Genomic DNA, 26,694 nt, shown 5'->3' on the forward strand with positions numbered 1-26,694 from the left:
TTTAGTGATTCACGCTCCTACGGTGGGTATCACAAATACCTCAACTAGAAGTAGGAGATGAGCACCACATGAGCGATTTTTCCAACAAGGCAGAGGACCTCACAGGTAAGGCTAAAGAAGGATTCGGCGAGGCAACTGATAACGAGTCCCTCGCTGATGAGGGCCGTGCGGATCAGGCTAAGGCAGACATCAAGGATGCTGTCGAAAACGCCGGTGAAAAGGTAAAGGACGCAGCTAACAAGGTTCTGGGTGCGTTCAAGAAGGACGACTAATCCCGTACTTGTTCAGGATTAGAAGCCGAACTCTGGATTTGTTTGGCGCGCAACCATTCCGATAGACTGATCGGCGGTGGCGTGTCCGAGCGGCCGAAGGTGTTCGCCTCGAAAGCGAATGTTGGGTAATCCCCAACCGGGGGTTCAAATCCCCCCGCCACCGCCAGTGTAAGAACCGGCTCTTAAGCAGTTTGTAGCTGCTTAAGAGCCGGTTTTTTTGCATTCTTAACCAATAAGTGCGGATGAATTGCTCTACTCTGTGGTCATGAACCTTGCACTTTTCTTTGCAATTGCTGTGACCGCTTTGGTCGGTGTTTCTTTGCTGCGGAAGCAAGCCTCAGAGGAGCGGGTGTTTCCGTGGTTTTGGGTGTTCTTTCCGTTGACGCTCATGTCGATTTCCGGAATTTTGATGAAGCCTGAGTCGCGGACTTCTTTCGATTTCGGATGGTCAATGTATGAGCCGTCCATTTACTCCAACGAATTCCAGCCAGATTTCTTCGATCTCTTTAATTCCTCCACAATTTCTTTAGTCACTTATGTTGTCACGCTGCTTGTGGGAGTAATTGGTTCTGTGATCGCGTGGAAGAAGCGTCGGATCTAGGAGATTTTCTCGGATTCACAGCTACCGCAGGTAAGTTAGTGGGGCGTGAAAAAATAGCTCATTTAAGAGGAGAAGCAACCCCGTGGCGAAATTGCTATTCAGGTTGGGGCGATGGTCCTATAATCGCAAGTGGATTGTGATTTCGGCATGGCTACTTATTTTGGCCATTGTTGGTGGTCTGGCCCTGACGATGCAGAAGGGGTTCAGTAACTCTTTCACTATTGAAGACACCCCTTCGATTGATGCCACTGTTTCTCTGGTTGAAAATTTCCCTGATCAGACGAACCCGGTGACGGCCGCCGGAGTTAACGTGGTTTTCCAATCCCCGGAAGGAACCACGCTTGATGATCCTCAGATGATGACTGCGATGGATGCAGTCGTTGATTACATTGAGGACAATTTGCCTGATTTTGGTGGGGGAGAGCGCTTCGGCAATCCTGTTGAGGTGTCTCCTGCGTTGGAAGAGATGGTCATCGAGCAGATGACCAGCATGGGGCTTCCTGAGGAAACCGCTGCAAAGGATGCTGCCAATCTGGCGGTGTTGAGCGAAGACAAAACCATTGGCTACACCTCTTTCAACATTGATGTTGAGGCCGCAGAATATGTGGAGCAAAAACACCGCGATGTGATCAACGAAGCGATGCAAATCGGTGAAGATTTAGGTGTCCGGGTGGAAGCCGGTGGACCTGCTTTCGGTGATCCAATTCAGATTGAAACCACCAGTGAGATCATCGGTATTGGCATCGCGTTCATCGTGTTGATTTTCACCTTTGGTTCTTTGATTGCTGCAGGCTTGCCTTTGATTACCGCGGTGATCGGCGTGGGCATTGGTGCGCTGGCAATTGTGCTGGCCACGGCGTTTACTGATCTCAACAATGTGACTCCAGTGCTCGCAGTGATGATTGGCCTGGCCGTGGGCATTGACTACGCGCTGTTTATTTTGTCTAGGTACCGTGCGGAGTATAAGCGCATGCCACGTGCCGATGCTGCCGGAATGGCGGTGGGCACAGCTGGTAGTGCGGTGGTGTTTGCTGGCGCGACGGTGATTATCGCGCTGGTAGCCCTCATCATTGCGGATATCGGATTCCTCACGGCCATGGGTATTTCTGCGGCGTTTACGGTGTTCGTGGCTGTGCTCATTGCGTTGACGTTTATCCCGGCGCTGTTGGGTGTGTTTGGTGGTCATGCGTTCAAGGGCAAGATCCCTGGAATTGGTGGAAACCCAACGCCAAAGCAGACGTGGGAGCAAGCGCTTAATCGTCGTTCCAAGGGTCGCTCATGGGTCAAGCTTGTACAGAAAGCACCGGGTCTTGTGGTGGCAGTGGTGGTCTTGGGTCTTGGTGCCTTGACCATTCCTGCAATGAACCTGCAGTTGTCACTGCCTTCTGACTCCACCTCCAATATTGATACCACTCAGCGTCAGTCGGCTGATTTGATGGCAGAGGGCTTTGGCGCGGGCGTTAATGCGCCGTTCTTGGTCATCGTCGATACGCATGAGGTCAATGCTGATTCCACCGCATTGCAGCCACTGATTGAGGCACAGGAGCCTGAAGAGGGCGAGTTCGATCGGGAGCAGGCGGCTCGTTTTGCTACCTATATGTATGTCACCCAGACCTACAATTCCAACATCGATGTGAAGAATGCGCAGATCATCAGCGTCAATGATGATTTCACTGCGGCGCAGATTCTCGTGACTCCATACACCGGACCTGCGGATAAAGAGACCCCTGAGTTGATGCACGTGCTGCGTGCGCAGGAAGCTCAGATTGAGGATGTTACGGGAACTGAACTGGGTACCACTGGGTTTACGGCGGTTCAGTTGGACATTACTGAGCAGCTGGAAGACGCAATGCCGGTTTACCTCGCTGTGGTTGTTGGTTTGGCTATTTTCCTCCTCATTCTGGTGTTCCGTTCCCTGCTTGTTCCGCTGGTTGCTGGCCTTGGCTTCTTGTTGTCTGTGGGTGCGGCCTTCGGTGCGACGGTGTTGGTCTGGCAGGAGGGCTTCGGTGGCTTTGTGAACACCCCTGGTCCGCTGATTTCCTTCATGCCGATCTTCCTCATCGGCGTGACCTTCGGTTTGGCCATGGACTATCAGGTGTTCCTTGTGACTCGCATGCGCGAGCACTACACCCACCACAATGGCAAGGGACAGCCTGGTTCCAAGTACACCCCGGTTGAGCAGTCAGTGATTGAAGGCTTCACGCAGGGCTCCCGCGTGGTTACAGCAGCGGCACTGATCATGATTGCCGTGTTCGTGGCGTTTATTGATCAGCCGTTGCCATTTATTAAGATCTTCGGTTTCGCGTTGGGTGCGGGCGTGTTTTTCGATGCTTTCTTCATTCGCATGGGTCTGGTCCCCGCGTCGATGTTCCTGATGGGCAAGGCCACGTGGTGGATGCCTAAGTGGCTGGATCGAATTCTGCCAAGTTTGGACATTGAAGGCACCGCACTGGAGAAGGAATGGGAGGAGAAGCAGGCTGCACGTTAGACTTGGCACCTATGTCAGATCTTTCATTCACCCTCAACAACAAGCTTGCCGATGACGCCCCCGGCAAGCATGGTCGTACAGGTGTAATCCACACACCTCACGGTGATATTGCCACCCCTGCTTTCATTCCTGTGGCTACCAAAGCCACGGTGAAAACCCTTACCCCTGAGCAGATTCGGGAGACCGGCGCACAGGCTATTTTGTCCAACGCCTACCACCTGTATCTGCAGCCTGGCCCCGACATCGTGGACGAGGCTGGCGGTGTGTCTGCCTTTGAGAACTGGCACGGCCCCACCTACACCGACTCCGGCGGATTCCAGGTCATGAGCCTGGGCTCCGGCTTTAAAAAGGTGCTGGCCATGGACACCACCAACTTGACGCGCAACGATATCAAGGCGGCTAAAAAAGAGCGCATGGCGCTTGTCGACGAAGACGGCGTGGATTTCAAATCTGTTATCGATGGCTCAAAGCACCGATTCACCCCAGAAGTCTCCATGCAGATTCAGCACCAATTGGGCGCAGACATCATCTTTGCTTTTGATGAACTGACCACCTTGGTTGATACCTATGACTACCAGGTGGAATCTGTGGAACGTACCCGCAGGTGGGCACAGCGCTGCCTCCTGGAGCATGAACGTTTGACTCAGGAACGTGTGGATAAACCACTGCAATCCCTATGGGGAGTGGTGCAGGGGGCGCAGTTCGAGGATTTGCGTCGACAAGCAGTAAAAGGCCTGTTGGACCTGGATCGCCAGGCCGCCGACGAAGGCCGTCGCGGCTTCGGCGGTTTCGGCATCGGTGGCGCCCTAGAGAAGGAAAACCTGGGCACCATCGTGGGCTGGGTGTGCGATGAGCTGCCCGAGGACAAGCCACGTCACCTGCTGGGCATTTCCGAGCCGGACGATCTGTTCGTGGCTGTCGAAGCCGGTGCGGACACCTTTGACTGCGTGGCGCCGACTCGTTTGGGTCGACGCGGCGGTGTCTACACGCTTGATGGACGCATGAATTTGACCGGTGCGCGTTTCAAGCGTGACTTCAAGGGAATCGATGAGGAAGTCGGCGGATACGCCAGCGAGAACTACTCCCGCGCGTACATTCATCACCTGCTCAAAGCGAAGGAATTTTTGGCCGGCACGCTGTGCACCATGCACAATCTGCACTTCATGATCACCTTGGTGGATAAGATTCGTGCCAGCATCGATGATGGCACGTACTACGAATTCAAGGAAGAATTCTTAGGCCGGTACTACGCGTCGAAGGTTTCATAACCTTCGCGGCGTTTCACCCACCTAATGACTGCGTAGGTGATGGGCATGAGGATGACCTCTAGAAGGGTTTTCCACACGAAGCCCACCACAACGTAGTTGATGAAATCCGGGGCGGTGGCAATACCGATCACTGGCGCTGCGATGGCGCAAAACAGCAGGGTATCGACAAATTCTCCGACAACGGTGGAACCAATCAGGCGCGCCCACAGGGACTTTTCACCCGTGCGCTTTTTGATAGCCACCAGAACTTTGGCGTTGAGCAGCTGACCCACAATATAGCCCGCCAGTGATGCCACGATGATCTGTGGAACAAGGCCGAGCGTTGCTTCGAAAGCTTCTTGGCCTTCCCAGAAACTTGCGCCAGGCAGCCAGATGGAAATGTAGAAAGACAGCGCCGCGAGCATCGTGATGCCAAAACCAGTAAGAATGGCACGACGAGTGGATTTGAAGCCGTAACATTCGGCTAGAACATCGCCCAACACATATGAGATGGGGAAGAGGAAGAACGCACCGTCTGTCACCAACGGGCCGATTTCTACGCCCTTGGTTGCGGTGATATTTGAAATTAGAAAGACTGCAACAAACAGCGCCAGCAAAATGGGGTACAAGCTTGGCTGAATGTGAATGAACGTGGAGTTTCCGGACGCAACGGGGGTTTTCTTGGCTGCGCCCTGCCCAGGTTGAGGCTGGGTTTCTGGGGTGTGTGATTGATTTTGCACGTCCACAACCATAGCCAGAAAACGTGGATGAAAAAACTCTCATGTTGGTTTCATCGTGGTTTCATGAGGCGGGATTTAACTAGAGATTGTTAGCCAATCGGCCAGACACTTCCTCCTAGAAAGGTCCCTCCTCATGACCATTGCTCTTGAACACCCAGTACTGCACTCCACGGCGATCGCGTTGCCTGCTCGTTTTCAGGCGAGCTATACGACGCGTTTGGTGGCGGTGGGCGTCGATAAGCGTCCTTCTGATTTTTGGTTGGAAACAGCCGGCACGCCGCAGGCGGGCGATGTGGTGATTGCGCGGGTGACGGCGATTAATAATCACAAGCGGGTGGAGACGCCGGAGTCGCGCAAGGCCATTTTGTTTGAGGGGGTGTTGGTGATGTTGGCGTATGGGCACCGGTATGCGGCGGATCAGTTTTTAGCGCATGTACCGGAGGATTTGGGGCCATGCCATTTGGTGGCGGCTGGTGGCATCGCGGGAACGGTGACGGCGCTGCACGATCGGGTGGATGAACCCACAGAGATTGAACCGTTGGGATTGCTCACCAATGCGCGCGGAACTGTGAATGTACGGGACTTTGCGGCTTTTGATAATCCTTTGAAAGTGGAGGCTCCCAACAAGCGTGCGCAGGTGATCGCGGTGCTGGGAACGTCGATGAACTCTGGAAAATCCACCACGCTTGCCTGCTTGGTCAATGGTTTGGCTGCGGCGGGGCAGAAGGTGGCGGCTGGAAAGATCACGGGCACTGGTGCTGGAAATGACCGCATGATTTATCACGATGCTGGTGCTCACAGCGTTATTGATTTCACCGACTTTGGCTACCCAACTACGTTCAAGCTGAATTTCGCGGAGATTCGTGCGCTGAGCGTCAACATGATTAATGTGCTGGCTGATTCTGGTGCGGATACCGTGATCGTGGAAATCGCGGACGGAATTTATCAGGGCGAAACCTCGCGGCTGTTGCGCGATCAAGTGTTCCAGGAAGCCGTGGATCATGTGGTGTTCTCCGCTGTTGATGCCTTGGGCGCGAAGGCCGGTGTGCAGGAACTGCAGGCGGCGGGGCTTCATGTGGCTGCGGCCTCGGGAGTGATGACGGCTTCGCCGCTGGCCACCGCGGAAGCTGCCGCTGTGCTTGAAGTTCCAGTGGTGCCCACTTTTGATCTCACCAACCCGGAGATCGTCACAGCGGTGCTAACGGATCATGCCTAGCTTATGGCGTGCTCGTCGCAGACTTTTGCTCATTGCCCTAGGTGTACTTGGTGTGCTGCAGGCACTGCTGGCGATCATGGTGTCGTTGAGCGTAGCCGCCATACTTGAGGGAAACCGAGCACTTGTTGGATTGCTGCTTGCTACCACGTTGGGTTTGGGGGTGGCGCAGTGGATTCAAAAAGTAGTGGCAGAAGATCTAGGCCAGCATTATGTGCATGAGGTGCGTCGTGAATTGGTGGGTGCTGCGCTGGTGCCTGGAAATACGGCCTCGTTGGGCGTGACTGTCACCCGAGCCAGCAATGATCTCACCGCGGTGCGCAATTGGGTGGCTTTGGGCATTGTTCCGATGGTCACCGGGCTGCCGTTGATTGCGATTGTGCTGGTGGCGTTGTTTATCCAAGATCTCCGCACAGGCGTGGCTGTTACTGTGCCACTGCTCATGTGTGTAGCCGTGCTGCCGGTGGTGGCGCGGTGGACTTTGAAAAGAGCACGTGAACTACGCAAAAAACGTGGACGCATGGCTGCGCGGATCGCAGATTCTGTCATGGCTGGAGAATTACTGCACGCAACAGGAGCAATAGACCGTGAGCTCAATGCAGTCACCCGAGATTCCGACCGAGTGGTGATAGCTGCTGTAAGACGTTCCTGGGCCACCGGTTTTAGCCGCGCATTGATGGCCATGGCAGCCTCGCTTGGCACTGTCAGCATTGTGATTTCTGGCCACCTGGAAGTAAGTGAGGTTGCGGGAATAATGATGCTTCTTGGCGTTCTTGCCACTCCAGTTGCAGAACTTGGCCGCGTGGTGGAATATCGCCAAAATTATAAAGCCGCGACACGCATCCTGATTCCACTTCTGCAACGAGGCTCAGAATTTAAACACTCCCAACAAAAACTACCCGGGTTGCAAGCAACAGAAGGAATCCCCGGTGTCTATGTCAAAGGTATTTCCGCCCTTCCTGGAGAACGGATCTACCTCCACGGCTCTGCAGATGCGACGAGAAAATGGGTCACCTCGTTGTCTGCAATGGAGGAAGGCACAGATGTAATAGTCAACGGTCAAAGGCTTTCGCAGCTTCCTTTGAAACAACGACGCGCCCTCATCGGAATCGCCTCAGCACACCACCACTTAAGCCGTGGTTCAGTATCGCGCCTGGTTGGTTTGCGAGTGCCGGATGCCACCGTGGAAGAAATTGAGCAAGCACTGGAACAAGTTGGTCTGAACAACACCGGGAAACAACGCTTGAAAAACGGCGGACACCCCTGGAGTACTTCGCAGATCAACAAACTGAAAATTGCCAGCGCCACCCTTCGAACCCCACCGCTTTTGGTACTTGAAGGCATCACCCCTGAAAACCTCCTCAACTATCCCGGAGTGATCATCTCCACCGTTCAGGAGAACCCATCCGAAACATGGCGGCAAGTGAACATCTAATCTAGAAACATGGCAGGACGATACGCACCATCACCAAGCGGCGACCTTCACTTTGGCAACCTCCGCACAGCACTGCTGGCCTGGCTGTTCGCGCGCTCCGAAGGAAAAAAATTCCTCATGCGGGTCGAAGACATCGATGAACAACGCTCATCCAAGGAATCCGCCGAAAGCCAACTCGCAGACCTATCCGCCCTGGGTCTCGATTGGGATGGCGACGTCCTCTACCAATCCACACGCTACGACGCCTACCGCGCAGCCCTTGAAAAACTAGACACCTACGAATGTTATTGCTCGCGCCGGGACATCCAAGAAGCCTCGCGGGCACCCCATGTGGCTCCGGGAGTGTATCCGGGAACGTGTAGGGGATTGAAGGAGGAGGAACGCGTCGAAAAGCGTGCAACCTTGGCTGCGCAAAACCGGCACCCCGCCATCCGCCTGCGCGCGCAGGTAACCTCGTTTGATTTTCACGACCGACTTCGCGGCCCACAAACTGGCCCCGTAGACGATTTCATTCTGCTCCGCGGCGGGCAGGAACCCGGATGGGCATACAACTTAGCTGTCGTCGTCGACGATGCCTACCAAGGCGTTGACCAGGTAGTCCGCGGCGACGACCTACTCGATTCCGCCGCGCGCCAAGCCTACCTCGGCTCGCTGCTGGGCACCCCCGCGCCCGAATACATTCACGTGCCGCTCGTGCTCAACGCCCACGGCCAGCGCCTCGCCAAACGCGACGGGGCAGTGACGCTTAAAGAAATGCTTATCGACGCCCCCCTCCACACCATTTTCTCCCGCCTCGCATCATCGCTCGGCTACGAAGGGGTAAATTCCGCACCCCAATTGTTGGAAATTTTCGACCCCACAACCCTCAGCCGGGAGCCGTTTATTTACTGAGGCTCAGAGGGAGGGGTCATTCCATCTGGAGGAGTCATGCCGCCTGGTCCTCCTTGTCCACCGGGGCCTCCCTGGCCTCCACTTGGCATGTTCATGGACTGATTCTGTTCCGTGGTTGGATCAATCGGCACATCAATCGAGGCAATGAAACCGCTGGTAGCATCACCGGTCAGGTTAGCCATCTGCTGATCCCAACCATCGGAGAAGACATTGTCCGACTCCAACGTGATGTTATTGAGGTTGGTCAAAGAATCTCCATACACATCAAGTGCATACACCGATGCTGCTGATGCTTCATCCAAGGCAATCTGCGACGTCAAAATGTTGTTCGTGGAATCCGTGATGCTGTCTCGATCCGGGAACACCTCGAAATGAATATGCACCCAACGGCCCGCATAACAACCAGGGAAAATGGTATCGAACGTGACCTGGCCATACTTATCGGTAATCTGCACACCGCGTAAATAGGTCTCATCTTCCAGCTCAGAGTCGTACATCGAATATCGACCCGGCGCATCACAGTGCCACACGTACACCGCAGCACCCTCCATTGGCTGATTGTTGTTGTTCATGTCCAAAATGGTCATAGTCAACGTCAGAGGTACGCCCTCTGCCACGGTGTCAGAATCAATCGACTTGGTGATGTCCTGGCGCTCCACACCGGAGACCTCCAACACATCCGGACCATTCGAACCATCGCCCGGGTACGGACCAGCAGTCTCCGACTTCATCTCAGTCAAAGTCTCTGCTGCTGCACTGGTGGTTGCAGCTGCGCTGCTGGACGCGCTTGAGGTGCTCGATGCCGCGGAAGAACCAGAAGGTGAACAAGCAGCAAGTGCCACACCTGCTCCACCAACACCGATGAATCCCAAAACCTTCCTGCGGGAGAAAACGGTTCCCAGGTCAAATCCCAAACCCTGATCTTCCAAGTCCTCGGATTGATTAGGGAGGACCCTGCCTTCAAATTGACGCAACTGCTCAGCCATGGCTTTTCTAGCCTTTCATGTTCGGACGTTTACGCTGATAGAGACATGCTAAGAAAAGATTCTGAATGGTTCCTGAATGCTTACTGGGTAGATTTTTCTAGATTTTTGCCAATTGACCTCTTGGCTGTATGGGGTTGTGGGAATTTCTGTACGTAAGGCGCGTGTCCTGCCATTTGAGTGGGGAAGTTCCGAGGTTGTGCTGGTTTGGCATAATGAAGCTTTGTTTCTCAAGTCACTATTTAATTTAGTTGGGGCGATTTAACGGGTCGAATGCTCGAGGAGGGTATTTGTATGGGTGCTGTGATGTTGGTAGCTCAGGAGCGATTCTGAAGGGTCACTTTCGAAGCCTTCAATTGGGAATTTTGGGCTAGATTCGGCGGGCCGCATATCTAGGCCAAACGGCGGTTGGGGATTGGGACCCTTGGTTCCAAACTGCAGTATTGGCGCGTGAATGCGCTCGCTGCCAGGGGTTTGTGAACCAGGGGGCGATAAGAACACATGCTAACTCAAGCACTTAACAGCGACGCTACACCACCAACCCTCTCCTGTACAGACCCATCATCACGCGCACCATTAAGACGCACCACACCAGCAACTTCCTGAACCACCGGCTGCTCCACATACCGCTGCGGGAACTGCCGGTAATGGGCATCCAACGCCTGCACACGCAACCTATGAGCCGCCCTCCAACTACCATCAAACACCGACTGCGGAGTATGCCCAGCCACACCAGAATGCGGATGAACCGTGTTGTAATACACCACAAACTCCTCCACCCACACCCGGGCCTGATCCATCGATGCAAACACCTTCGGATAAAACGGCCGATACTTCAACGTATGAAACACCGACTCCACAAACGCATTATCATCACTCACCCGCGGCCGAATCAACGACAACGCCACACCATGATCCGCTAACAACCGCCGCACCCTCGTCGATGTCATCGCCGACCCATTATCCGAATGCACCGTCACCACACCCGGATTATCCGCTAACACCTGCGTTAACAACTCCACCGCGGTGGAGGTATTTTCCGTCGGCGCGACCTTCGCCCCAACAATCTTGCGGGAAAACAAATCAATCGCCAGATGCAACGCATAGGTCTTACCACGTACCAGCGACGGCAAGAACGTCACATCCCAACACACCACCTGACCAGGCTGTGTTGCTTCCAACCTCGGCTTAACCCGTGGCGTTGGTGATCGTTTCCCCGGGGACAGGGCACTGACTCGGTCTTTGTGTAACAACTTGTGCTGCTTGGCAACACGCCACCATGTACGTAGTGATGCGCGGTAGATGCCTTTGTTAAACAACATGTTAAACACCCCACTAACGCTCAGTTGTGGGTACGCGGTGATCGCATCAACAATGAACTGGCGTTCGTGTTCTGCCAACGCTTGACGCACCGACGACACTGCTGGCTCCTTCCCCTGCCAAGGCTCTGGTGTGGGTTCCACACCAGGTGCTGTTGGTGCTGGCACGGCCTGCAGGACAGGTTTCGGTGCAGGACGGGGACGCGGCTTGTTGCGGTAATACGCCGTTGATTTCGACAGCTTGATCAGCCGTAATGCCTTGTTATGGCTCAGCCTGGCACAGGTGGTGAGATCTGTGATCAAGGTGTTTTCTTCCTTGAGTCCTTGATCAAAGGCGCGTTGCTCATCCACGTTTAGGTGGCGTCCTCCTCGTCTAAGCCCTCGCCAGGATTGGGCCTGGTCCCAATAGCTTTTCCCAAGATATCGATCACCATTTGATTCTGATGGTCTTTTTGCTTGTAGTGCGCGAGTTCTTTCTTCAGCGCTGCGATTTCTTTGAGGTACTCGTTTTCCATGATCGTGGCTCTTTCTAGTTGTTGGGCAATCATGTGGCGTAGTCGAACGATTTCGACCACGGTTCGGGTGGTCATCAACCCGATCTGGCGGGGTGAGATATCAGCGTCTAAGTCCCCGTCGGTCATAGCGGCGCACCAGGCCATGATGGTGTGCTTACGGAGTTGGTAAAACGTGAGGAATTGCTGGCCCTGACCGTGTGGTTGAGCTAAGTATCCTATGACCAGGTCACGTTTGTCATCAGCCGTTAGTGTGGTGACATCGTCGACTGGGGCTGTACTTATCGATCATCCCGACTACTGGACGAGAATTACCGGCGATGGGGCAAACCAAGTGGCCGAAGAGCCCCTAATTGAGAGATTCTCGGTCATATGGGACCGTTTCCAGACCTCAAAACCATCCCATATGACCGACGGCAGTGAAATTCGGCGTTCATTGGTCACCTGGTTTGGGCTTGCAGGGTATTGCAGGGACTCACCAGAGAAAAGCACACATTTTGTCCCTTAACCACCAAAGAGAATCCCCAATACATGAAAAAACCAGCTCCCCACCGAAGTGAGAAGCTGGTTCAGTTTGCGGAGGATAGGGGATTTGAACCCCTGAGGGATTGCTCCCAACCCGCGTTCCAGGCGAGCGACATAGGCCGCTAGTCGAATCCTCCAGCTAGAACGGCTGCAACGCATGGCTGCTTTGTTCTGGGGATTAGATTACACAAAAGTCGTTTAGAAACTCAAATCCGCTCGCAGTTGGCGTTTTCTGGGGCGGTTCAGCTAGAGTTATGCGAAGGATCCCGTGCGGCGTTTATCTTGTGAACTCCCCCAGGGCAGGAATGCAGCAAGGGTCAGCGAGCTCTGACGGGTGCGCGGGATCCCCTAAAACGTCTAGAGTAGTGGCTTGAGGTCACTGCTCTTTTTTTGTGCCCTTTTTTGGTCCGTCTATTTTGCCACCACATGCGGAGGTACGCAGTTATGAGTTCAGTTTCGCTGCAGGATTTTGATGCAGAGCGAATTGGTTTGTTCCACGAGGACATTAAGCGCAAGTTTGATGAGCTCAAGTCAAAAAATCTGAAGCTGGATCTTACTCGCGGTAAGCCTTCGTCGGAGCAGTTGGATTTCGCTGATGAGTTGTTGGCGTTGCCTGGTAAGGGTGATTTCAAGGCTGCGGATGGTACTGATGTCCGTAACTATGGCGGGCTGGATGGCATCGTTGATATTCGCCAGATTTGGGCGGATTTGCTGGGTGTTCCTGTGGAGCAGGTCTTGGCGGGGGATGCTTCGAGCTTGAACATCATGTTTGATGTGATCAGCTGGTCGTACATTTTCGGTAACAATGATTCGGTTCAGCCTTGGTCGAAGGAAGAAACCGTTAAGTGGATTTGCCCTGTTCCGGGCTATGATCGCCATTTCTCCATCACGGAGCGTTTCGGCTTTGAGATGATTTCTGTGCCAATGAATGAAGACGGCCCTGATATGGATGCTGTTGAGGAATTGGTGAAGAATCCGCAGGTTAAGGGCATGTGGGTTGTTCCGGTGTTTTCTAACCCGACTGGTTTCACGGTGACAGAAGACGTCGCAAAGCGTCTAAGCGCAATGGAAACCGCAGCTCCGGACTTCCGCGTTGTGTGGGATAATGCCTACGCCGTTCATACGCTGACCGATGAATTCCCTGAGGTTATCGATATCGTCGGGCTTGGTGAGGCCGCTGGCAACCCGAACCGTTTCTGGGCGTTCACTTCTACTTCGAAGATCACTCTCGCGGGTGCGGGCGTGTCGTTCTTCCTCACCTCTGCGGAGAACCGCAAGTGGTACACCGGCCATGCGGGTATCCGTGGCATTGGCCCTAACAAGGTCAATCAGTTGGCTCATGCGCGTTACTTTGGCGATGCTGAGGGAGTGCGCGCGGTGATGCGTAAGCATGCTGCGTCGTTGGCTCCGAAGTTCAACAAGGTTCTGGAGATTCTGGATTCTCGCCTTGCTGAGTACGGTGTCGCGCAGTGGACTGTCCCTGCGGGCGGTTACTTCATTTCCCTTGATGTGGTTCCTGGTACGGCGTCTCGCGTGGCTGAGTTGGCTAAGGAAGCCGGCATCGCGTTGACGGGTGCGGGTTCTTCTTACCCGCTGCGTCAGGATCCGGAGAACAAAAATCTCCGTTTGGCACCGTCGCTGCCTCCAGTTGAGGAACTTGAGGTTGCCATGGATGGCGTGGCTACCTGTGTGCTGTTGGCAGCAGCGGAGCATTACGCTAACTAAAAGTGAATACAGCGGAGACAGCACATTGGATTAACCGTCTGCTTCCTGGGACACCGGAATTCCACCAGGTTGGCGCGTTTAAAGTGGCAGGTTACACGCTTGAGGATGAATCAATTGCGTGTTCTGTCAATTTCGGGCGCGTCAACACCGGGCTGGTCACGGAAGGCGGCGCGGAAACGGTCGATGTGCGAAGTGAGATTTTGAGCCTGGCCAGGGCCGACGTGTCCGTGCCTGGGCGCGCCGTCGGCGCTGCTGCAACAATGCTTCTCGACGCCTCCCTCTCCTTCAAATCCGCCACCGATTCCAGCGTCACTCCCATGCATGCCCAACCGGGACAGATCTTGCCGTGCGTAGGAATTATGGCGAATCTTCCCCAAGAGGGTTTTTCTGTGGTGCACGGAATTTTGGCGGATCCCCGCATTTGGGGCCCGGAGATTCCGTATGTTCGTGAAGAAGCAGGTCAAGTAAATGTGGAAGCACCCGACGAGGCTGGCGATCTAGCCCGATTGACGTTGCCTCTGCAGTTGATCCTGCTCACGGAGGAAGAGTTTGCCATCGCTCTCAACGAGGGCAGCGACGTCATGTTCGAACGAATGGCGGAGCAAGAAGTCGATCTTCTGGATCTGAAACGTTAAGACGGTAGGCTCAATTCCGTGGCTTTGTATAGCAAGTATCGACCGGCAAGTTTTGGTGAACTAGTTGGGCAGTCGCAAGTGACTGACCCTCTGTCCGCAGCTTTGGATAGCGGGCGCATCAACCATGCGTACCTTTTTTCGGGTCCGCGTGGTTGTGGCAAGACGTCGTCGGCACGCATCCTTGCCCGGTCCCTCAACTGCGTGGAAGGCCCAACTTCCACGCCGTGTGGGGTGTGTAATTCTTGCGTAGCGCTGGCCCCGGGTGGCCCTGGAACCCTTGATGTAACAGAGCTCGACGCCGCGAGTAACAATGGTGTCGATGACATGCGTGAACTGCGCGAACGCGCGAACTACGCCCCGGCGGAATCTCGCTACCGCGTGTTCATCATTGACGAAGCCCACATGATCAGTACCCAAGGCTTCAACGCCTTGCTGAAAATCGTTGAAGAGCCACCAGCGCACCTGATTTTCATCTTCGCCACCACCGAGCCGGACAAAATGATCGGTACGATCCGTTCCCGCACGCACAATTACCCATTCCGCCTGCTCACCCCAGGGGATATGCGCAAAGTGCTGAAAAATGCGGTCGATGGCGAAGGCGTCCACGTCGACGATTCCGTTTACCCACTGGTCATCCGCGCCGGCGGCGGCAGCCCCCGCGACAGCCTCTCCATCCTCGACCAGCTCATCGCCGGCTCGGGCCCGGAGGGCTTGACATATGAGCGCGCCTTGCCGCTGCTCGGTGTCACAAGCTTCACGCTTATCGACGATTCGATCCATGCCCTTGCATCTAAAGACAACGCAAGCATGTTCACCACGATCGATAACGTCATCGAAGAAGGCCTCGAACCGCGACGCTTCACGATCGACCTCCTCGACCGCCTCCGCGACTTGATGGTCCTCCAAGCCGTCCCAGAAGCACTAAACCTCGGGCTTGTCGACGCCCCCACCGACCGCGCCGACGCCCTAATCGAACAATCCACCCTGTTCAAAGGCAACGAGCTCGCCAACCTAGCCTCCATGGTGAACTCCGGACTCGACGACATGCGTGGTGCCACCTCACCGCGCCTCCTTCTGGAAATCCTCTGCGCCCGACTGCTCCTGGCAAGCAATACCGTGGCAGGTCCAGCGGTCAGTAGTTCGACTGACGCTGCGCCTGCAGCTACTCCGGGTGGTCTCACTGGTATTGCTGCTGCCCGCGCGAAAGCACGGGAGTATGGACAGAAGAAGGCAGCTCCAGCTCCTGCACCAACTCCTGCGCCCGAGCCAGTGCGCGAACAGTCTCTTGCACCAACGCCTGAACCAACGCCAGCGGCTGAACCTACATCTCAGCCCGCGCCGGAACCGGAACCCGCCAGGGAACCAGTGGTGGAAGTGCGGGAGGCGAGCGTCGAAAAGCAGCCTGCAAGCAGTGATCCCCTCGAAACCATTCGAAGCCGCTGGTCAGAGCTGCGCAACATCGTGGAAAAACAAAGTGTGCGCACCTCAATCATGCTGACCGAAGCGCGAGTTTTGGGACTGCGAGGCGATACCCTCGTGCTCGGTCACAGCACCGGGGCGTTGGCTGCGCGTTTGAACGCTGCTGATCACAACGGAATTTTGGTCAAGGTGTTGGCTGAGGAAACTGGTCTGCAGCTCAAGGTCGAATGCATTGTGGGCACGAACCCAGCCGAAGCTGGATTTACCGCCCAGCCTGCTGTGCAAAAGAGCACGTGGAACCCCAACTACGACTCCAAACCAGCCACTCCAAGTGCGCCTGCGCAGCCTCAGACGCCTAAGCAAGAATCCGTGCCCACCGAGCCAGAGGAGCCTGAGAGTTCGGCTGAAACTTCGGGATGGGGGCAACCGGTAAAAATCGGTGGGCCAGCACCTGAGGCACAGACTCCAACGCCTCCGCCTGCTCCGGTGGTTCCGGCTACTCCTGCTGCTCCGGCTGCGGGTGCTGCGAAACCAGCGTGGAAGGAACGCGTCGAACAAGCCGCGGCAAATGCAGCGCAACAACGTCAGCATCGCCAGGGCAGCTCCGAGCCCTTCGAGCGGGGTGTTCCGCTGCCACCAGAACCTGACCTGCCACCGGACCCCTATGGATACCCAGCTGACGAGGGTTTCCCCGAACGAAACCAAGGGTTCCAGCAACAGCCAGCGCCTCCCGTTGAGCAACCAGCTCCTGAGCCTGCGACGGAGCCAGTTCCAGCAGTTGCGCCTGAGCCGGAGGTCAGCCAGCTATCTGAAGAAGAGCAGCTGATCCGCGAAGCAGACGAAGAGCCAGGTGAAATGGATCGTCGTGATGCGAAAACCATCGCGATGGAACTGCTTGCTCAGGAACTCGGCGCGAAACCTTTGTAAGACTCGTTTGTAAGCCGAGAGCGAACCTGCCAAAAGTAAGGGGCGGGTTCGCGGTGACGTCGGTAGGATCGAGCGAAGAAACCAACAAACTTCTTAGGAGCCATTCTCATGACCCAGCCAGATATGTCCCAGATCCTCGCCCAAGCTCAGCAGATGCAGGCTCAACTACAGGCCGCTCAGCAGGAAATCCTGGCAACCACCGTTGTCGGAAATGCAGGAAACGGGCTGGTTACCGTCACTATGGCCGGCAACGGCGAGGTCTCCGCAGTGACCGTTGACCCAAAGGTCGTTGACCCTGAAGATGTCGAAACCCTACAGGACCTTCTGCTCGGTGCATTCAAGGATGCCCATAACAAGGTCGCAAACGTTGCTGAAGAGAAGATGGGCCCACTATCCCAGGGCATGGGTGGCCTCTTCTAATTAGTTGCTAAACGCAGGGCCGGGTTCTCGATGAACCCGGCTTTTGTCATGTATGCGATACTGTTCCTTGTCCAATTTTTAGTTCAGATAGGTAGTGTAAGACGTGTTTGAAGGCCCACTCCAGGATCTCATCGACGAACTTTCTCGTCTCCCCGGCGTCGGCCCCAAAAGTGCCCAACGCATCGCATTTCACCTGCTCAACGTAGATCCTTCCGACATTACCCGCCTTCAGGAAGCCCTCGGAGGCGTGCGTGATGGCGTCCAATTCTGCCGCATCTGCTGCAACATTTCCCGCGAAGAAGTCTGTCGCATCTGCTCCGACTCCGGACGTGACGGCGGAACAATCTGTGTCGTCGAAGAACCAAAAGACATCCAAGTTATCGAGCGCACCGGCGAATTCTCCGGCCGCTACCACGTCCTCGGCGGCGCCCTCGACCCGCTGGCCAACATCGGCCCCCGCGAACTCAACATTTCCACGCTCCTGCAGCGCATCGGCGGCGTCCTGCCAGACCGTGAGCTCGCAGATTCCACGCCTGAAAATAAGCTTTTCGACGCCACCCCCACCGTCCGCGAAGTCATCCTCGCAACAGACCCCAACACCGAAGGCGAAGCCACCGCCTCATACCTCGGCCGCCTCTTGAAAGACTTCCCAGATCTGGTAATTTCCCGCCTCGCATCCGGAATGCCACTAGGCGGCGACCTCGAATTCGTCGACGAACTCACTCTCTCCCGAGCATTGAGTGGCCGCCTGCAGATCTAGCCCCTCCTTTACAGGCTGGCTTTTGATCGAAGTGGCCCGTTTAACGGTCGAGCTTGCCCTGCTTCGCGCGCCGGGTGTAAACAACAAGGCGAACTGCCGCTCCGAACGGTCAGCTTTGACCACTAACTCGCCTAGTTATGAGCCGCGGATGTTCACAAGTGGGTGACCTTCACTCGGAAACGGTCTGTTCGACGGAGAAGCTCGACTTGTTTTGCTCGTGGTGAACACAACAAGGCGAACTGCCGCTCCGACCGGTCGGCTTGAAGAGCTAGTCTGCCTCGATTTGCTCGCGGTGAACACAAGTGGGCAACTTCACCCCGGAATGGTCCCTTCGGTGGAGAAGTTTGCCTTGTTTCGCATACTGGCGATCACAAGTAGTCCAGCTTCGCCTCGAAACGTTCCATTCGGCAGGGAAGTTCGCCTTGGTTGGTACGTGCGTGAAAACCGGGTCCCCTCATTTCGAGTAGACCCGGTTTAGAAGGGGCTACGCCAGGCGTTCGGCGCGGAGGCGGTCGATGACGTCGATGTCCAAAGGCTCCAGGTCTTTCAGCGCGACACCCATTGCTTTTGCGAGCATGAGGTCGGCGAGTTGGGGGTTTCGGGCGAGTGCGGGGCCGTGCATGTAGGTGGCGATGATGCTGCCTTGGACGGCGCCTTCGGCGAATTGTTGGCGTTGGTCGTCGGTGTTTTCGGAGGCTGCCCAGACATCGGTGTTGCCTTCGCCGCGGACGACTCGGCCGAGTGGTTCGGCGTCGGGGCCGAGCAGGGTGGCGCCCATGTGGTTTTCGAAGCCGGTGAGTCGTTCGGTCAGCTCGGCGGTGAATCCGGCGCGGGTTGGTGTCGTTTCGACTTCTCCGATGGCGCGTTTTTGTAAAGAGACGGTGGTGGCGTCGATAAGCCCAAGGCCGTCGATGACACGGCCGGCGGCGCGGAAGGAGTCGCCGAGTACCTGGAGACCTGCGCAGACTGCGAAGATGGGGCGGCCTGCGGCGGCTGCGGTTTGGAGGCCGCCGTCTTTGGTGAGGTGTTCGGTGGCAAGGATCTGTGCGGTGTCCTCGCCGCCGCCGAGGCAGTAGAGATCAAGGGTGGAAGGGACGGCGTCGTCGAGGGTGACGCGCTGGATTTCAGCATTAATGCCACGCATGCGTGCGCGTTGGCGCAGGACTAGTGCGTTGCCGTCGTCGCCGTAAGTTCCGAGGACGTCGGGGAGGATGAGGCCGATGTTGAGGGTGGTCATTATTGTTCGGTCCCTTTCTCCAGAGCCTTTTTGAGGTCTCGGAATGCGGTGTAGTTGGCGAGGACTTCGATGCGGCCAGGAGGGCAGGCTGCGATGGCGTCGACGGGGTTGGAGATGAGTTCGTGGTCGATTTCGGCGTAGGTGAGGCGGACTGCCAGGTCGGTGCCGCGCTCGCCGGAGGCTTTGACGGAGAGGTTTTCGAAGTCTTCGAAGCGGACGTCCCAAAGCCAGGAGAGGTCTTCGCCGTCGGCAACCTGGCCATTGACGACGATGACTAAGCCATCAGCTGTGCGATCAACCATGGAGAGGGCTTCTTGCCAGCCTGCTGGGTTTTTGGCGAGCAGGAGGTGGACCTTGTGTTCACCGACAGTGATGGTGGAATAGCGTCCAGCAACGTTGTTGACGGAGTTGACTGCGGGCAGTGCGGAGGAAACGGGCACATTAAATACGGTGGAGGCTGCGATTGCTTGTGCCGCGTTGCCACGGTTGGCCTGACCTGGGAGGTTGAGATCCAAGGTGAGATCGCCGGATGGTGAATGGATGGTATCACCGTCAACCTCCCATGAGGGGGTGGGGCGTGCGAAGGTGCGGCCGTCGAGAAGCGTCTTTTCGGCGCTCCAGTGGCGTCCGTCGTGGAGGATGCGGGATTCGGTGCGTGGGCAGGTGGCGGATTCACCTTGCCAGCCGGTGCCGGCGCCGACCCAGATGACGTTTTCGGCGTCGAAAGCCACGGAGGTAACGAGGACGTCGTCGCAGTTGGCGATGACGGTCATCTCAGGTCGAGAGCGCACGGCATCGCGCAGGACACGTTCGATTTTGTTAATTTCGCCAACGCGGTCGAGCTGGTCGCGGGAAAGGTTGAGCAGCACGAGGGCGTCGGGCTTGAGGCGTTCGATGGCGGCGGGTACGTGCAGCTCATCGACTTCCAAGACCACGTGTGAGGCGTTTCGGCCAGCGAGCAGCGCAGAAATGATGCCGGCGTCCATGTTGTCGCCGCCTTCATTGGTGGCGACGGTGTAAGTGCTGCGCATCGCGGCGGCCAGCATGCGGGTGGTGGTGGACTTGCCATTTGTGCCCGTGACCAGCACTGTTGGGCGGTTGTTGATGAGGTTGGACATGATGTCCGGGTCTACCTTGCTGGCCACCAGTCCGCCGATCATGCCACCGGATCCGCGACCTGTGGCTTTGGACGCGGATGTCGCAACTTTTGCTGAGATGATGGCGGCAGCGCTGCGTAAACGGCGTAGGGGTGCAGGCAGTGAAAGCTTCATGAAAAACGAGTCTAGTTAAGCAAGTGGCACTAGCGCTTTTCGACGTCCACTTTCTTCCCTTCTTTTACCCTTTTAACAGCTGCTAAGAAGGCAACATCGGACAGCAGCGGAATTCCTTTACGCTGGGCATGCATCGCTTTGCCGTCAATGTCGCGGGTTTGATTGCACACCACCACTGAGGTTTGCCGGGTGAGCTTCTCAGAATAGGACAAATCTGCATCGACGCACGCTTGGATAATGATGTCCGGATCCATCTCAATTTCCGGCGCGACCACAACTTCCATCCCAGCGATCAGCGTCTTTCCCGGCTCATACGTACCAGGGTTGACCAGCGTTGGCGAAGCTTCCTGCGCCTGCACCCGGATGATCGAGCGTTGCAAACCAAACTTATCGGCGCGCAAGGACTGGGGATCGATTTCCGCCAGCGGTCCTGACTGCTTCAACGCACCATAAAGCCGTGCCACAAGCAAAGTTTCTTCGCGGCACAACTGGCGGTGCGACACCTGCGCGCGTTCCACCGACGCCTCCGCTGCAGGCGCGTCAAGGCCGAGGGTGTGTGCGACACCCCGGATGCGCACGTCGTCTAAAGCGATTGCTTGTCGACGCGCCGATGCAAGCGTATCGACGATCACCAGCGGCTTTGGGATGTGCCCCACGCGCTGCCTGCGGCGTCCGCGACCACCACGGCGATTTCCACGATTGCTGTTGCGATTGGCGCGCGCAGCATCATTCATAGCGCGCTTGGCTTCGGAAACAATAAAGCCCCAACTTCGCGCAGCATTGTGGATCAACAGGGTACGACCATCGATGAGGCGGTCCAAGCTTTTCAAAATCTGGCCGAAACGCTTAGCGCTGGCAAATTCTTCCTCTGTCACGCCATGAAGGTGGAAGGGGCCAGGATCAGTTTTGGAATCCAACACGGCATGAAAAGTTTCCACCGGCTCCAAATTAGGGGACAGCGTTACCAAATCAATGGTGACCATGCGTGAAGTCGATGGGTGGATTCCACTTGATTGAATGCTGACGGAAACAAAAGGAGCCGCCTCAATAGCTTCTTGGCGCTCAGCTTCGATTCTTGCGGCGTGATCTTGTGATTCCGAAGTGGTGCTCATTTTTACAACTCTAGTTGCTTAGAGAGGTTTCACAGCATTTCAAGGCATGCAAATGGTCGTTGATGGTTGTAGATGACCAAATCCATAGGATACCCGGGCATTTTCGATCACCTGGTGAAGAAAGGTTTAAAAACTGATGGTTGCACGCCCAGCTTGCGCAATCTAATGGGTGAAAAGCGCCGGGACTCGTTGGTACCAGACATAAGGCCCCAGAAAGCATGTTTTTTCAAGTTTTTGGGTCTCATGGTTTGGTCGCTCTCAAATTTCGACTTTGGCCTGGGTAGGTTATATCCCCCAGAGGTGCTTCTAATGGGTTTTGAGGGCCTTGGGCATACGAAAAATCATTTGAGAAAACTCGAGGCATGAAACAGGCTCTATATTCCTATCACCCACGAAACCGGTGGCAAGAATTTTCAACATCGTGGAATTCTTGCCACCGGTTTGTAGAGCCTAGGGGGAGGCGTCGTAAAGCTTAAACGCCGCCAGCCAGGACTGCCTCGTGGTTGACGTCCAGCGCGCGGTTTACGGCGGAGGTCACTGCCTTCAGCGAAGCGTAGGTGATGGAGCCAGCGATGCCGACGCCCCAGACCTTGCGGCCGTTGACCTCAGCCAGCACGTAGGCGGCTGCTTCTGCATCGTCGCCCGAGGTGCGGGCGTGCTGGTTGTATTCCTGGATCTCAACGTCGATGCCCAGCTTCTCCAGCGCGTTGGCGTAAGCGGCCAGTGGGCCGTTGCCGCGGCCATCGACGGTGACGTCCTTGCCGTTGTGGATGAGCTCGGCGGTGATGGATGCATCCTCGTTTTCGGTCTGAGCGTTCTCGACGCGCAGCGCGATCTGCTCAACTGGTGCGGTGCGCTCCAGGTACTCGGTGGCGAAGATATCCCACATTGCCTTGGAGTTGACCTCGCCGCCCTCAGCGTCGGTGACGTTCTGGACAACGGTGGAGAACTCAACCTGCATGGAGCGAGGGATCTGCAGACCGTGATCGGTCTTCATGATGTAAGCAACGCCGCCCTTGCCGGACTGGGAGTTCACGCGGATAACAGCCTCGTAGTCGCGACCGACATCCTTTGGATCGATAGGCAGGTAAGGAACCTCCCATTCGGTGTCGCGCAGCTGCTCCCAAGAAACTTCAGTGGAGCTAGCACCTGGCTGAACCTTGGCAGCCATGGCGTCCAGACCCTTGTTCACAGCGTCCTGGTGGGAACCGGAGAAAGCGGTGAAGACCAGGTCACCGCCGTATGGGTGGCGCTCAGGAACGCGCAGCTGGTTGCAGTATTCAACGGTGCTGCGGATCTGGCGTATATCGGTGAAGTCCAGCTGAGGGTCAACGCCCTGGGTCAGCATGTTCAGTGCCAGGGTGACCAGGCAGACGTTGCCGGTGCGCTCGCCGTTGCCGAACAGGCAGCCTTCGATGCGGTCAGCGCCAGCCATGTAGCCCAGCTCAGCTGCGCCAACGCCGGTGCCACGGTCATTGTGCGGGTGCAGGGACAGGATAATGGAATCACGACGGTTTAGATTGCGGTGCATCCATTCAATGGAGTCTGCGTAAACGTTAGGGGTGATCATCTCAACGGTGGAAGGCAGGTTGATGATCATTGGGTTCTCAGGAGTTGGATCCATGACCTCAACAACTGCGTCCACAACTTCCTTGGCGTACTCAACCTCAGTGCCGGTGAAGGACTCAGGGGAGTACTGCCAGCGCCAGTTGGTGTCTGGGTAATCCTGAGCGATGGTCTTGATTAGTTCAGCGGCATCGGTAGCCAGCTTCTTCACCTGCACCTTGTCCATGCGGAACACCACGTTGCGCTGCAGGATGGAGGTGGAGTTGTAGAAGTGCACGATAACGTTTTTTGCGCCTTCGCAAGCTTCAAAAGTACGGCGAATCAGGTGCTCACGAGCCTGAACCAGAACCTGAATGGTGACATCGTCAGGGATCATGCCCTTTTCGATGATCTCACGAACGAAATCAAAATCAGTCTGGGAAGCTGAAGGGAAACCGACCTCGATTTCTTTGAAGCCCATCTGAACCAGCAGCTCAAACATGCGGCGCTTACGCTCAGGAGACATCGGATCAATCAGAGCCTGGTTGCCGTCACGCAGGTCAACAGCACACCACTGAGGTGCAACGGTGATTTTTTTATCTGGCCAAGTGCGGTCCGGCAGAGAAATATCTTCTACCTCAACCTCGAAAGGCATGTAGCGGTTAACTGGCATTGAGGAGCCACGCTGCTTATTCCATGCTGGCTGGCCTTCGTTGCGAGGCCCAACTGGGGTTTCGATCTTGGCAGGTGCGGAGATGAATGCATCGTTAGGAGACATTGTGTTCAACCTTCTTAAAAAGTTTTGGGTGGGTCCACGACCGGCAACACCAAACTCCGCGACGGGATGCCGGTCGTGTTAAGACCTCTGGGACCCGCCGCGGCGAAGAAGAAGTAGATTCGCACGCGAAGTCATGTGGTGAAGCATACAACAACTTTGTGGTGTGGGTAGCAACTCGGGGGAGTTTTCTTTTAAAAAAGCTTTTCGACGCCCAGTTCCAGTGCTGTCATGTCTCGGGGGGAACTTTGGAGTTTTACCTTTTCGATCCGGCCGGCATTGTGCTTGTACGAGACAGTGCAATGGTGGAAACAATCATCACCAGTAGTGCGATGCCCATGGCGATCCATTCCCAGTCCACGACTTGGAATTTTTCGCCCAGAACCAAGTAGCCCAAACTGAAGGCAACAATTGGTTCGGCAATGGTCATGGCGGGTAGCGATTTTTGTAGTTCGCCAGCGTTAAAGGAATACTGCTGCACGATTGTTCCAAGTAATGCGGTGAGGATTAGGCCGTAGCCTTCCCAGTTCAAGATGAGTCCCGTTATGCCTTGATGGACAAAAAGATCCACCGCGGCTTTGGACATCACTGCTACGTAGCCAAACAATGCACCCGTCACAAGACCAAGGATGAGGGCTTTGTCCTTCTTTAATACGTATTCCGCAAGCAGCCACATTCCACCCATTACTGCAACGCCGACTAAAAGTACTGGAATCCATCGATCGAGTGGGGGGTGGGGGTTTCCGGGAAGGGGGCGTCCCAAAACGATCATGATGCCCACGGCTACGGTGAGGAGGGTAGCCCAGAAGATTTCAGTTCGGCGTAGTCGGTAGCCATTGAATCGTGCTGAGAGCGGCAGCGTGAACATCAGCGACAGGACAAGCACTGGTTGCACTACCAAGAGGGTGCCGAAACCAAGTGCTACTGTTTGTAAGAAATATGCCAGCATCGCGGTACTCATGCCTGCCCACCACATCGGTGTCATCAGAGCATTGAGTAAAGGTGAGCTCCTTAGGGAGCCATCTTTTGGGGTGCGGAGCGCGATCCGGTGTCTGACCACGGTGCCCCATGCGATTGTTAATGCCGATGCTAGGGCGAAAAGCACGGCGAGCAGATTGCTTTGCACTTGATTCAGGGTAGTTGACTAAAGAGTTGCTCGCGAAGTAGCACCTGTCACTTTTGTCTCAAATATTAAATCGAATATCAATATATGGTCTGTTTATTGGAACGCGTCCCAGTGGCTGAGACGCATCCGCTAAAGCCCCAGGAACCCTGTGCAGAAAGAAAACACTCCTCTGGCTAGGTAGACACAGTTTATAAAGGTAGAGTTGAGCGGGTAACTGTCAGCACGTAGATCGAAAGGTGCACAAAGGTGGCCCTGGTCGTACAGAAATATGGCGGTTCCTCGCTTGAGAGTGCGGAACGCATTAGAAACGTCGCTGAACGGATCGTTGCCACCAAGAAGGCTGGAAATGATGTCGTGGTTGTCTGCTCCGCAATGGGAGACACCACGGATGAACTTCTAGAACTTGCAGCGGCAGTGAATCCCGTTCCGCCAGCTCGTGAAATGGATATGCTCCTGACTGCTGGTGAGCGTATTTCTAACGCTCTCGTCGCCATGGCTATTGAGTCCCTTGGCGCAGAAGCCCAATCTTTCACGGGCTCTCAGGCTGGTGTGCTCACCACCGAGCGCCACGGAAACGCACGCATTGTTGATGTCACTCCAGGTCGTGTGCGTGAAGCACTCGATGAGGGCAAGATCTGCATTGTTGCTGGTTTCCAGGGTGTTAATAAAGAAACCCGCGATGTCACCACGTTGGGTCGTGGTGGTTCTGACACCACTGCAGTTGCGTTGGCAGCTGCTTTGAACGCTGATGTGTGTGAGATTTACTCGGACGTTGACGGTGTGTATACCGCTGACCCGCGCATCGTTCCTAATGCACAGAAGCTGGAAAAGCTCAGCTTCGAAGAAATGCTGGAACTTGCTGCTGTTGGCTCCAAGATTTTGGTGCTGCGCAGTGTTGAATACGCTCGTGCATTCAATGTGCCACTTCGCGTACGCTCGTCTTATAGTAATGATCCCGGCACTTTGATTGCCGGCTCTATGGAGGATATTCCTGTGGAAGAAGCAGTCCTTACCGGTGTCGCAACCGACAAGTCCGAAGCCAAAGTAACCGTTCTGGGTATTTCCGATAAGCCAGGCGAGGCTGCGAAGGTTTTCCGTGCGTTGGCTGATGCAGAAATCAACATTGACATGGTTCTGCAGAACGTCTCTTCTGTAGAAGACGGCACCACCGACATCACCTTCACCTGCCCTCGTTCCGACGGCCGCCGCGCGATGGAGATCTTGAAGAAGCTTCAGGTTCAGGGCAACTGGACCAATGTGCTTTACGACGACCAGGTCGGCAAAGTCTCCCTCGTGGGTGCTGGCATGAAGTCTCACCCAGGTGTTACCGCAGAGTTCATGGAAGCTCTGCGCGATGTCAACGTGAACATCGAATTGATTTCCACCTCTGAGATTCGTATTTCCGTGCTGATCCGTGAAGATGATCTGGATGCTGCTGCACGTGCATTGCATGAGCAGTTCCAGCTGGGCGGCGAAGACGAAGCCGTCGTTTATGCAGGCACCGGACGCTAAAGTT

At 55.6% G+C, this 26,694-nt stretch carries 22 protein-coding genes, 2 tRNA genes and 1 other RNA gene; 15 read left to right on the top strand and 10 right to left on the bottom strand.

Going from position 1 to position 26,694, the window contains the following annotated elements:
- Positions 1-68 precede the first annotated feature (68 nt).
- The 5 genes from CGL_RS01210 to tgt all read left to right on the top strand — a co-directional run bounded on the left by CGL_RS01210 (position 69) and on the right by tgt (position 4,629).
- Positions 69-272, top strand: coding sequence for a CsbD family protein (locus tag CGL_RS01210; RefSeq protein ID WP_003855652.1), 204 nt, complete (start codon positions 69-71; stop codon positions 270-272).
- 75 nt (positions 273-347) lie between these two features.
- A tRNA-Ser gene (locus tag CGL_RS01215) sits at positions 348-438 on the top strand.
- Positions 439-519: 81 nt separating this feature from the next.
- On the top strand, positions 520-873 hold the full coding sequence (locus tag CGL_RS01220) for a hypothetical protein (protein ID WP_011013488.1): 354 nt from the start codon (positions 520-522) through the stop codon (positions 871-873).
- An 82-nt stretch (positions 874-955) separates the two neighbouring features.
- Positions 956-3,361: an MMPL family transporter gene (locus CGL_RS01225; protein WP_011013489.1), complete on the top strand. Its 2,406-nt coding sequence runs from the start codon at positions 956-958 to the stop codon at positions 3,359-3,361.
- Positions 3,362-3,372: 11 nt separating this feature from the next.
- Entirely contained in the window at positions 3,373-4,629 is a 1,257-nt protein-coding gene (gene tgt / locus CGL_RS01230; RefSeq protein ID WP_011013490.1) for a tRNA guanosine(34) transglycosylase Tgt, read from the top strand.
- On the opposite strand, the gene CGL_RS01235 is transcribed toward tgt, so the two are convergent.
- The gene (locus CGL_RS01235) at positions 4,608-5,360 is read right to left on the bottom strand and encodes a queuosine precursor transporter (RefSeq protein WP_003863385.1); all 753 of its coding nucleotides are present in this window, start codon (positions 5,358-5,360) and stop codon (positions 4,608-4,610) included. The genes tgt and CGL_RS01235 overlap by 22 nt on opposite strands.
- A gap of 121 nt (positions 5,361-5,481) precedes the next feature.
- Here CGL_RS01235 and CGL_RS01240 point away from each other — a divergent pair, with 121 nt between their 5' ends.
- Genes CGL_RS01240 through gluQRS form a run of 3 tightly spaced genes read left to right on the top strand, consistent with a single transcriptional unit; the run spans position 5,482 to position 8,887 of the window.
- Positions 5,482-6,564 carry a DUF1611 domain-containing protein gene (locus CGL_RS01240; RefSeq protein WP_011013491.1) on the top strand — a complete coding sequence of 361 codons (1,083 nt, stop codon included), beginning with the start codon at positions 5,482-5,484 and terminating at the stop codon, positions 6,562-6,564.
- The gene (locus CGL_RS01245; RefSeq protein WP_011265504.1) at positions 6,557-7,996 is read left to right on the top strand and encodes an ABC transporter transmembrane domain-containing protein; all 1,440 of its coding nucleotides are present in this window, start codon (positions 6,557-6,559) and stop codon (positions 7,994-7,996) included. The genes CGL_RS01240 and CGL_RS01245 overlap by 8 nt, the downstream gene beginning before the upstream one ends.
- A 9-nt stretch (positions 7,997-8,005) precedes the next feature.
- Entirely contained in the window at positions 8,006-8,887 is an 882-nt protein-coding gene (gluQRS, locus tag CGL_RS01250) for a tRNA glutamyl-Q(34) synthetase GluQRS (protein ID WP_011013493.1), read from the top strand.
- On the opposite strand, the gene CGL_RS01255 is transcribed toward gluQRS, so the two are convergent.
- From CGL_RS01255 to CGL_RS01270, 4 genes are all read right to left on the bottom strand, one after another.
- Positions 8,881-9,873, bottom strand: coding sequence for an intradiol ring-cleavage dioxygenase (locus tag CGL_RS01255; RefSeq protein ID WP_011013494.1), 993 nt, complete (start codon positions 9,871-9,873; stop codon positions 8,881-8,883). The two genes, gluQRS and CGL_RS01255, sit on opposite strands and share 7 nt — an antisense overlap.
- A 506-nt stretch (positions 9,874-10,379) precedes the next feature.
- The gene (locus tag CGL_RS01260; RefSeq protein ID WP_011265505.1) at positions 10,380-11,540 is read right to left on the bottom strand and encodes an IS3 family transposase; all 1,161 of its coding nucleotides are present in this window, start codon (positions 11,538-11,540) and stop codon (positions 10,380-10,382) included.
- Positions 11,541-11,542: 2 nt separating this feature from the next.
- Positions 11,543-11,830, bottom strand: coding sequence for a hypothetical protein (locus CGL_RS01265; RefSeq protein ID WP_231838282.1), 288 nt, complete (start codon positions 11,828-11,830; stop codon positions 11,543-11,545).
- Positions 11,831-12,278: 448 nt separating this feature from the next.
- Positions 12,279-12,363: transfer RNA gene (locus tag CGL_RS01270), tRNA-Ser, on the bottom strand.
- Between the two features lie 120 nt (positions 12,364-12,483).
- Here CGL_RS01270 and ffs point away from each other — a divergent pair.
- From ffs to CGL_RS01300, 6 genes are all read left to right on the top strand, one after another.
- An RNA gene (gene ffs, locus CGL_RS01275) (signal recognition particle sRNA small type) lies at positions 12,484-12,580 on the top strand.
- A 72-nt stretch (positions 12,581-12,652) separates the two neighbouring features.
- Positions 12,653-13,951 (top strand): aspartate transaminase, encoded by a 1,299-nt coding sequence (locus CGL_RS01280; protein WP_217994320.1) that lies wholly within the window; start codon positions 12,653-12,655, stop codon positions 13,949-13,951.
- Positions 13,952-13,953: 2 nt separating this feature from the next.
- Positions 13,954-14,586, top strand: coding sequence for a suppressor of fused domain protein (locus CGL_RS01285; protein ID WP_011265506.1), 633 nt, complete (start codon positions 13,954-13,956; stop codon positions 14,584-14,586).
- 18 nt (positions 14,587-14,604) lie between these two features.
- Positions 14,605-16,932 (top strand): DNA polymerase III subunit gamma and tau, encoded by a 2,328-nt coding sequence (locus CGL_RS01290; RefSeq protein ID WP_011013499.1) that lies wholly within the window; start codon positions 14,605-14,607, stop codon positions 16,930-16,932.
- Between the two features lie 108 nt (positions 16,933-17,040).
- Positions 17,041-17,352: a YbaB/EbfC family nucleoid-associated protein gene (locus CGL_RS01295; RefSeq protein WP_003855676.1), complete on the top strand. Its 312-nt coding sequence runs from the start codon at positions 17,041-17,043 to the stop codon at positions 17,350-17,352.
- 103 nt (positions 17,353-17,455) lie between these two features.
- Positions 17,456-18,112, top strand: coding sequence for a recombination mediator RecR (locus tag CGL_RS01300; protein ID WP_011013500.1), 657 nt, complete (start codon positions 17,456-17,458; stop codon positions 18,110-18,112).
- A gap of 484 nt (positions 18,113-18,596) precedes the next feature.
- Here the strand turns inward: CGL_RS01300 and CGL_RS01305 are convergent, their stop codons facing one another.
- The 5 genes from CGL_RS01305 to CGL_RS01325 all read right to left on the bottom strand — a co-directional run bounded on the left by CGL_RS01305 (position 18,597) and on the right by CGL_RS01325 (position 25,178).
- Positions 18,597-19,349, bottom strand: coding sequence for a type 1 glutamine amidotransferase (locus CGL_RS01305; RefSeq protein ID WP_011013501.1), 753 nt, complete (start codon positions 19,347-19,349; stop codon positions 18,597-18,599).
- Positions 19,349-20,620 (bottom strand): Mur ligase family protein, encoded by a 1,272-nt coding sequence (locus CGL_RS01310; protein ID WP_011013502.1) that lies wholly within the window; start codon positions 20,618-20,620, stop codon positions 19,349-19,351. Before CGL_RS01310 ends, CGL_RS01305 begins: the two co-directional genes overlap by 1 nt.
- Before the next feature lie 29 nt (positions 20,621-20,649).
- On the bottom strand, positions 20,650-21,732 hold the full coding sequence (locus CGL_RS01315; protein WP_011013503.1) for a DNA polymerase III subunit epsilon: 1,083 nt from the start codon (positions 21,730-21,732) through the stop codon (positions 20,650-20,652).
- A 472-nt stretch (positions 21,733-22,204) separates the two neighbouring features.
- A complete protein-coding gene (gene leuA, locus CGL_RS01320; RefSeq protein WP_015439406.1) occupies positions 22,205-24,055 on the bottom strand; it encodes a 2-isopropylmalate synthase in 1,851 nt (616 codons plus the stop codon).
- 253 nt (positions 24,056-24,308) lie between these two features.
- Positions 24,309-25,178 (bottom strand): DMT family transporter, encoded by an 870-nt coding sequence (locus CGL_RS01325; RefSeq protein ID WP_011013505.1) that lies wholly within the window; start codon positions 25,176-25,178, stop codon positions 24,309-24,311.
- Between the two features lie 246 nt (positions 25,179-25,424).
- On the opposite strand from CGL_RS01325, the gene CGL_RS01330 reads away from it, so the two are divergent.
- Positions 25,425-26,690: an aspartate kinase gene (locus CGL_RS01330; RefSeq protein WP_003855724.1), complete on the top strand. Its 1,266-nt coding sequence runs from the start codon at positions 25,425-25,427 to the stop codon at positions 26,688-26,690.
- Positions 26,691-26,694 lie beyond the last annotated feature (4 nt).

The sequence above is a fragment of the Corynebacterium glutamicum ATCC 13032 genome (assembly GCF_000011325.1).
Lineage (GTDB): Bacteria > Actinomycetota > Actinomycetes > Mycobacteriales > Mycobacteriaceae > Corynebacterium > Corynebacterium glutamicum.